The sequence below is a fragment of the Novosphingobium sp. ZW T3_23 genome (assembly GCF_044987305.1).
Taxonomy (GTDB): Bacteria; Pseudomonadota; Alphaproteobacteria; order Sphingomonadales; family Sphingomonadaceae; genus Novosphingobium.
Genome location: NZ_JBJDRF010000102.1, coordinates 1 through 7,965, shown reverse-complemented (window position 1 = coordinate 7,965; position 7,965 = coordinate 1). Strand labels below are relative to the sequence as shown.

Below are 7,965 nucleotides of genomic sequence, written 5' to 3'. Positions count from 1 at the left end.
CTTGCGTAGTATCTCGTTGGCCTGCCGCAGTTCGCGGACTTCACGCTCCAAGGCCTTGAGTTTCTCGGCAGTTTCCGTCGGCACGCCTCCGCGCTTGCCGCTGTCCACCTCGGATTTCTTCACCCATTCCAGCAGTGTGTGCCCGGAACACCCGATCTTCTCGGCCACCGATGTGATCGCAGCCCAGCGAGAGGGATAATCGCCCTCGTGATCCAGTACCATGCGGATCGCCCGCTGCCGAACCTCAGGGGCAAACTTGTTCGTCGTCTTGCTCATCGTGGACCCTATTCTCTCAGGAGTTGGGGCCTCCGGCAATCCCGGGGCGGTTCAGTTCTGGAATTCTACGAAACCATCTACAAGATGACCCCTGCCCATACGCAGGACATCCATGCCGCGCTGATCGACAATCCAGACATCGAGGTCATCACTAAATTTGGCGGTGCCCGCCGCAAGGCGAACGCCATCAACATCAATGATACCGTGAAGTTAAAACCCCAAAGAAGCTTCTACCAGATGTTTGGTACATGAGCCGGGTCCAATCCCTCCATCATCCCGGAAAGCGCGCCATCCGGATCGCGAAGCGCCCTAGTTGCCGGTTTGTTGAAAGACGACCCTACGATCTCGAGGAAGCGCACCATGAAGGGCAAGAGTCTCATACCAATGTCGCCAAGGCCGTGGACAATGGCTTCATCAGCAGCCCCCCGATTGAACCAGGGCCGGTGCCGTTCACGATGCACTGAGCGCCAACCCGGTAGGCATGCAGAGGCAATTTGATCTGGCGCCGGGCACCGGTTGAACAGGACCGCCGCCCTGCCGCCGCTCACCATCTCCAATCGCGACAACAAAGATCCATTAGAACAGATTCCCGGCAGACCGGCGCACAGAGGTCAAAATGAAGATAGAACGACTGATAATTGAGAACTTTCGCTGCTTTGGCCCGGCAGGCGCGGATATTAAATTCCAGGACGACCTTACTGCTTTTGTCGGAAATAACGGCTCGGGGAAGACAGCGATCTTTCACGCGCTGTCACGGCTGTTCGGTCCGACGACAGCTCAGCGCCGCGTTACAAAGAAGGATTTTCACCTTGCGCGCGCAGCTTCCGAACTGTCGAACGGTGCAACGCTGGCTATCGAGTGTCACTTCGCTTTCCCAGAGTTGGAAGCGGATGAAGATGATCCCAGTGTCCCGGACGTCTTCTATCAAATGGCGGCCAGCGGCGAGGGAGCACCACTCAAGCTTCGCATCCGACTGGAGGCGGTCTGGGAGGAAGATCTGACGCCGGAAGGCACGGTCACCGAGGAAGTGAAATGGGTGGGGACCTTCGACGACGACTACGATTGGGACCAATGTACGCGCGTGGCCGCCATCGACCGCTCGCTAATCCAGCTGATCTACGTGCCAGCCAGTCGAAACGCCTTCGACCAGGTCACGAGCCTTCTGAAGGGAAGGCTGTGGAAGGCGGCGAAATGGTCCCAGGACCTCAACGAAAAGGCCGGCGAGGTATCCTCAGCGCTGCAGACGGCGTTCGAGGATGAGGCGCCTGCCGATTTCATCATCGAACGACTGGCCAAGCGCTGGGACGAGGTTCGTCAGGGCGATACTGCTGCCACCCCTTCGCTGCAGCTTGTCGAAAGTCGATTGGAAGATCTCCTCAATCGCGCGGAGTTCGCCTTTACGCCGACGAAGGGCTCGGGCGTCCATAGGCTGGATGATTTCAGCGACGGGCAGCGATCGCTCTTCCACATCGCCCTCACTGCCGCGACGCTCGAAATCGAACGCGATGCCCTGGCGGCAAGCGCCGGCGATGCCCTCTTCGATCAGGAGCGGCTGCGCCGAACGGCACTGACAATCCTGGCGATCGAGGAACCGGAGAACAGTCTCTCCCCCTTCTTCCTTAGCCGGATCATGCAACAGAGCCGGGATATTGGGGGCATGCGCGAAGCCCAGGTCATCCTGTCCAGCCATAGCGCAAGTATTCTTTCGCGGGTGGAGCCCACCGAAGTACGCTACACTCGCCTCGCCGAAAAAACGCGTCGATCCTCCGTCAGGCAAGTGACCTTGCCGGCGACGGACGATGAGGCCAGCGCTTATGTGAGGCTCGCCGTGCGGGCCTACCCCGAGCTCTACTTCGCGCGCTTCGTCATTCTCGCGGAAGGCGACTCCGAGAGCATGGTGCTGCCCCGCTTGGCAGATGCGATGGGCATACCGCTCGGCCGCTCGTTCGTTCCGGTGGTTCCGTTGGGCGGCCGTTTCGTCAGACATTTCTGGAAGCTGCTCGACGATCTTAAGATACCGCACGCAACGCTGCTCGATCTGGACCTGGGCCGCAAGCATGGCGGCGCCGCGGCGATAAAGGGCATCGTTGAGGAACTGGCAGCAATCGGCAACGACCTGTCCGAGAACGCCAGCGTGGTCCTGGGCGATGTCGATCCGGACGATCTACCTACCCTCGACGATGCGGAGCTCCTTGACGAGGATCAGGGCCACCCTTGGCTTAAAGCCCTGCAGCACGAAAATATCTACTTCTCCTCGCCCATCGACCTGGATTTCGCGATGCTGAAGCTGTTTCCCAAGGCTTATCAGAAGGTGCAGGATGGCGGTCTTGGCCCGCGGAGCGATGCGAAATCCCTCGCCTCGAAGAAAGCCACCACTCTGAAGACCGGCGGAAAACCGGAGCTCTACAACGAGGACTACGACAGGGAATTCGTCTGGTATCCCTACCTGTTCCTCAGTGCAAGCAAGCCAGAAAGCCACTTGCGGGCACTGGCCGAAATTACGCCTGAGGAATTGGCTGCGGACGCGCCCGACGAGTTGAAACGCCTGTTGAAGCGCGTTGAAGAAGCCTTGCGCTGATGGTCTACGTCACCCCTGCCAACTGGCGGCCCCAGGGCATTGCCGACCTGGAGCCTCGTGCCTGGAAAGCCTTGCGTGAAACCGATCGCAGCGTCTGTGTCACCGCGGGGGCGGGAGCCGGTAAAACGGAATTTCTCGCTCAGAAGGCGACCTACCTCCTCCAAACTGGCCTGTGTCCGGCGCCGCAGCGCATCCTGGCGATCAGCTTCAAAAGGGACGCCGCCCGAAACCTCGCGGACCGTGTTGCCGCCCGGTGCCCTCCCGAACAGGCACGGCGCTTCGTATCCATGACGTTCGATGCGTTCACCAAGCATCTGCTCGATCACTTCGGGGCAGCGATCCCTGCAGATCTGAGGCCTCCCGCTGATTACGAGATCACCTTTCTCACGTCAGACCAGCTGCGCAATTTCCTGCGCAATGTGGACGCGCCTAATGTTGATCCGGATAGACTTGATAGGGCTGTGGCCGGAACATCCCTGCCGCTTGATACGGCGGGCCTGAAACCTCGCACACTCCAAATATTGCAGGCGTTCTGGACGGCGATGTACGAAGAGTTCGATCAGTGCCAGCTGACATTCCCGATGATCAATCGTCTGGTCGGGTTAGCACTACGAACGAACCCAATGCTCCGGCGCGCTTTGCGCTCAACCTATCCGATCGTCCTCTTGGACGAGTTTCAGGACACCACCACCCCCCAATATGATCTGTTGCAGCAGATCTTCGATATGCGTCAGACGATCTTCACCGCAGTAGGCGACGACAAGCAGAAGATCATGGGCTGGGCCGGGGCGATGGACGGGGCCTTCAACACGTTTGCGAAAGACACCAACGCGAAAAGGATTTCCCTTCTGTGCAATTGGCGTTCTCACGCCGAGCTCGTCCAGATCCAGCACATCATCGCGGCGCGGATCGATCCCCAAGTCGAGCCTGCCGACGCCCGCGGCCGCCGTATAGTCGACGGCCATATCTCGGCGATCTGGGTCTCGCGCACGCGCGAGGAGGAAGTCACGGCCCTGGCCGACTGGATCGCAGCAGAAATCGCAGCTGGGCTTCCCGCACACGATATCGCGATCCTGGCCCGAAAGCGCGTCGATCGCGTCGAGAAGGCGCTTGCATCCGCCCTTGCCGAACGCGGCATAGCCCTACGTAACCTCGCCCGGAATCTGGGGGCGATAGCGCTGCAGGATCTCCTCGCCGAAGAACTGACCACTATCCTGCTGGCCTTCCTGCGCCTGGGCGCGAAGCGACGCGACCCGGCGGCCTGGGCCTTGGCGCAGGAAAGCTTACTGCGCCTGGAAACCTCCCTCGACGCTGATGATGAAAGAGCGCAGCGCAAGGTCGCCGATCGTGTCGTGGCAATTGCCGCTACCCTGCGCCAGGCGATGAGCACGGCTCCTGTCTCGCCCGTCGGCGCTAAGGCCATTGTATCTTTGCTGGGTGATGAGATCGGGTTGGGTGCCCTGCGCCGGGCGTCCTTCTCCTATCAACGAGAGGCCGAGTTCACGCGTGTGGTTGATGGCATCAACATGCTCTTGACGGAATCGACTGCTGAGGCTGGTACCTGGAGCGAGGCCCTCGACCGCTTCGAGGGGATCGACCAGATCGCATTGATGACGGTCCACAAGAGCAAAGGCCTCGAGTTTCACACCATGATCTTCTTCGGCCTGGACAACAGCAGCTGGGCCAGCCTGAAGCCGGGTGCGGACGAAGAGCTCAATGCCTTTTTCGTGGCGTTCACCCGTGCCGCACAGCGTGCGTTCTTCACCTGTTGCGAGGAGAGAGGCGGCGAAATCGAGTGGCTGCAAGAACTCCTGGGCAATGCGGTACCAAAAATTCCCTTTCCATGATCGTCGGCCTTCCACCCCCGGTAAGCCAATCCTAAATCGGAAGGCTCCTTCCAGAAAATCGCTGATGGTAGAGTTACTAAGGAGCAGTGGTGCTGCGCGCAAAAGACCTTTCAGACCTTGTCGCCATCGTCGGCGAGGCACAATTGCAGCCACCTGGATCGGGAACGGCTCCACCTATCGCGCTTGCTCGTAACGCTTCAGACTTTCTCCGCAGTGATCTCCAGTGCTTGACGCATATTGCAAAGATCGCTGCTGCAGCCGGGGATATCGATGAAAGCGTTGCGCATGTTGCACAGCGGATCGTCGAGAAAGCCCGGAACGGCCACCTGGCGATCCTTTCAGAACGAACCAGCTGGATCTCAGCCGCCCGATGGGGCCTCAATGAAGTCCTTCGGATGCCGCCGTTTCATCTGCCACCCGGCGCAGCATCGCGTGCTCAGGAGGTCGGCAGGGCTTGCCAGCGCCTCCGCAAGCAGAATTACACCGTCCACATTGATGTAAACGGAAGCTATTTGAACGACCAGTCCCGCAAGGCTATTCTCACAAGGATCAACTCTCTTGCCTGCTTGCTTGGCGGCTCGACCGTCCTTGATCAACTTTTTCGAGTGCGTAAGGGCAGCTTATCAGATGTACCGCTCCGAAGCCGACGTTCCGGAAAGTCCCAGACCCAGCCGCTCACGGATGCACTGCGGCGCAGCAAGGACAAGGTGAGATATCGGACGGCAGCACTGGTTTCCGAGAATAGACCGCCCTGCTCCGGCCTTAACCCAGCTCCTTCATCAGCCGCCCCGCCGCCTATGCTAGGCGCCAAAGTTGCGGTTGTAGGTGAGCGGCATCCGCGGGCTCTTCCAGCGCAGAGCATCCATGGTGCCGGCGAGATCCTCAACGCTGGCTAACAAATCTTGGTTGAGCCCCACCCGCGTCGAGTGGGCTAAATCCCCTGGAGCAGCCGAGCCATATCGTGCGCCGTCAAATCCGGCAGCGCCGCCGCGATCGAAGGCGCGTACACTCACAATTTTCCGTCGGCATCCCAGCGCGAATGCTCAAACGATTAGCCCACAGCTGACCTTGGAGCCGCACGGCCGACACGACACTTACAGCGACACGTCAGGCACGATCGCTCTTCGCGGAAAGCATGGCTTTTCCTGTTGCGCCGGTGGCGCTAGAGCACCCATTGGTGCGACCCGACAGGGATTGGCGAACGCTGTAGAACGCCTTCACGGATGAAGGAAATCACATTTAGCGAAACCAGCGATCGTTTTTTCCTCAGGAAGCATGCGAAACAGCGACGAAAAACGGCCCGGTCCAGCAAAGCGGAACCGGGCCAGTTATGTAAAAGGACTCGCCAACAGCGCATCCCTCGGGTCGCAGCCTTATCGTGCCTAAACCGAGCTTAGGGATCAATCGCCATCGGTTGGTATGTGATCCCTGATTGGCACAGGGAATTCGAACGCGATCGGCTAACTTAGCTTTTTCATAAGCCGCCCGGCGGCGCCATGCTCGGCAGCGAGGTTGCGATTGTAGGCGAGCGGCATCCGCGGGCTCTTCCAGCGCAGCGCGTCCATAATGCCGGCCAAGTCCTCGCCGCTGGCAAACAAATCCTGGTTGAGCCCGACCCGCGTCGAGTGCGCCGAGATCCCTTGGAGCAGCCGCACCAAGTCGTGCGCCGTGAGATCCGGCAGGGCGCCGCGATCGAAAGCACGCTGGATGATTGCCCGATAAAGCGGACCGATCGAGCCTGGATGCAGCGGCTTCTCGCCGATATCGTATTCCACCCGCGCCGGCATTGCCGGCTTGGAGACAGTCTTGCGCAGGTCCCAGATCTCACGGCCGGAGATGGTCTCGATCCGCCGGCCTTTGATCGCGGGGCGCGCCTTGTAGCGCCGCACCTGCACCCGCCGGAACAAGGCGCCCTCGGTAATTTCGGCTGCTTCGGTCCACGCGAGGATCGCGGCGACACTCCGCGGGCTCAGGAACGCGGTGGCCCCCTCCCCTTGCTGGTCGCCTTTGTGCTTCAAAATCCGCAGCAGCCTAGCCTCGGGATCTATCGCCTCGGCGAAGTGCTCGATCGCCACCGCGCACAGCTCGGAGGCACGCAGTCCGGTATCGTAGGCCACCGACAGCAGCGCCCGATCGCGCAGGCCTGGCAGATCCTCGGAGCAGCTGTCGAGCAAGGCGCGAATATTGAGCCCGCGCGGCGCATCACCCGCAACGTCGCGCACCGGCCCCTTGAAGCGCAGCGGCCGCGCCTGGGTCTGCGCCACGCCCTTGCCCTTGTTGATGGCCGCGAGACGCAACCTGACCAGCGGCGCCACGGTCGGGTCGGCGATGCCAAGCAGCTTATGCACACGTGCGATCGAGGCCTTGTAACGCGAAAGCGAGGCCGGCTTGCTGCCCTCCCCCGCCCGGGCGTCGAGATAGTCCGCCACGACTTCGGGGGTTGCCGGCAACGTGATGCGATTGTGCCGACGGCACCACAGGTCGAAGGCCTCGAGGTCCGACTGCAGCGCGCGGAGCGTATGTGGCGAGGACGCCGCCTGGAACGCGGCGATGAGCGGTTCGTCGAGGGTGAGGCGTTCGCCGGCGCGCAGCTTGACGATCGCCCACGCCAGATCGCCGAGCCCGCCTGGCGCCGTGGCGGAATTCTCCGCGGAAATCCGGGGTCTTGGGACGGCGGCATCTCGAGGTTGCATGGGGCCGAAATGTACCTTCTTTTTGGAAAAGGGTCAAATATGCTTATGTGATAACTGTAATTATCAAGTGTCCATTTTCAGACGCTTTCTTAGATGATAACCAACTTGCTAGTTTGGTTGTGATTAGCGCCGTGTTACACCGCCCGCATGGACGCCGAAAACGAGACCTACTTGCTGCTCGGCCGGCTCGACGGACGCCTGCAAACCAGCCCCGCCACCGACCTGTGGCTGGCGCGAATGCGGCTGAAAGGCGCGGTTTTGCTGGCCGAGCTCGCAGGCGTGCCGATTACCGAAGACAGCCTGCTTGCCTGGATTGGCGGGCGCAGCCCGCCCCCGCGCCGCAGCGAGGGCCTCAACGATCCGCTGTCGATCGCGGCGCTGTTTCACTTCGCGCTGCAGGCCGAGGACACCGCCGGCGATCCGGTGGCCGAGGCGTCTCTGCGCGTGCTGCGCACCCTCCTCGACGATCGCGCCGAAGCCGAGCTCTATGCTGCCCAGGATCTCGCCTGGTTCGGCCCGGTTTCAACCAAGGCCAAGCGCGCGCTGCTGGCCCCCCTGCCCTCCCCCGGAT

Annotated in this window: 6 protein-coding genes and 2 pseudogenes; 5 read left to right on the top strand and 3 right to left on the bottom strand. The window is 61.0% G+C overall.

Annotated elements, in window-relative coordinates; genetic code table 11:
- A partial coding sequence (locus ACI3K3_RS25075) for a transposase (RefSeq protein ID WP_404918735.1) occupies nucleotides 1-276 on the bottom strand: 276 nt, incomplete at its 3' end.
- An 84-nt stretch (nucleotides 277-360) separates the two neighbouring features.
- Between ACI3K3_RS25075 and ACI3K3_RS25070 the strand changes: the two genes are divergently transcribed.
- The 4 genes from ACI3K3_RS25070 to ACI3K3_RS25055 all read left to right on the top strand — a co-directional run bounded on the left by ACI3K3_RS25070 (nucleotide 361) and on the right by ACI3K3_RS25055 (nucleotide 5,597).
- Nucleotides 361-528, top strand: a complete 168-nt coding sequence (locus ACI3K3_RS25070) for a hypothetical protein (RefSeq protein WP_404918733.1) — start codon at nucleotides 361-363, stop codon at nucleotides 526-528.
- A 364-nt stretch (nucleotides 529-892) separates the two neighbouring features.
- Complete coding sequence (locus tag ACI3K3_RS25065) at nucleotides 893-2,854, top strand: ATP-dependent nuclease (protein ID WP_404918731.1); 1,962 nt, start codon at nucleotides 893-895, stop codon at nucleotides 2,852-2,854.
- On the top strand, nucleotides 2,854-4,701 hold the full coding sequence (locus tag ACI3K3_RS25060; RefSeq protein ID WP_404918729.1) for a UvrD-helicase domain-containing protein: 1,848 nt from the start codon (nucleotides 2,854-2,856) through the stop codon (nucleotides 4,699-4,701). The genes ACI3K3_RS25065 and ACI3K3_RS25060 overlap by 1 nt, the downstream gene beginning before the upstream one ends.
- Before the next feature lie 89 nt (nucleotides 4,702-4,790).
- The gene (locus ACI3K3_RS25055) at nucleotides 4,791-5,597 is read left to right on the top strand and encodes a hypothetical protein (RefSeq protein WP_404918737.1); all 807 of its coding nucleotides are present in this window, start codon (nucleotides 4,791-4,793) and stop codon (nucleotides 5,595-5,597) included.
- Here ACI3K3_RS25055 and ACI3K3_RS25050 read toward each other — a convergent pair.
- Nucleotides 5,502-5,705 (bottom strand): annotated as a pseudogene (locus tag ACI3K3_RS25050) (integrase); the annotation flags it as partial. The gene ACI3K3_RS25055 and the pseudogene ACI3K3_RS25050 overlap by 96 nt on opposite strands.
- Nucleotides 5,706-6,161: 456 nt before the next feature.
- The gene (locus ACI3K3_RS25045) at nucleotides 6,162-7,394 is read right to left on the bottom strand and encodes a site-specific integrase (RefSeq protein ID WP_404918727.1); all 1,233 of its coding nucleotides are present in this window, start codon (nucleotides 7,392-7,394) and stop codon (nucleotides 6,162-6,164) included.
- Between the two features lie 147 nt (nucleotides 7,395-7,541).
- Between ACI3K3_RS25045 and ACI3K3_RS25040 the strand changes: the two are divergent.
- Nucleotides 7,542-7,965, top strand: a pseudogene (locus ACI3K3_RS25040) (hypothetical protein); the annotation flags it as partial.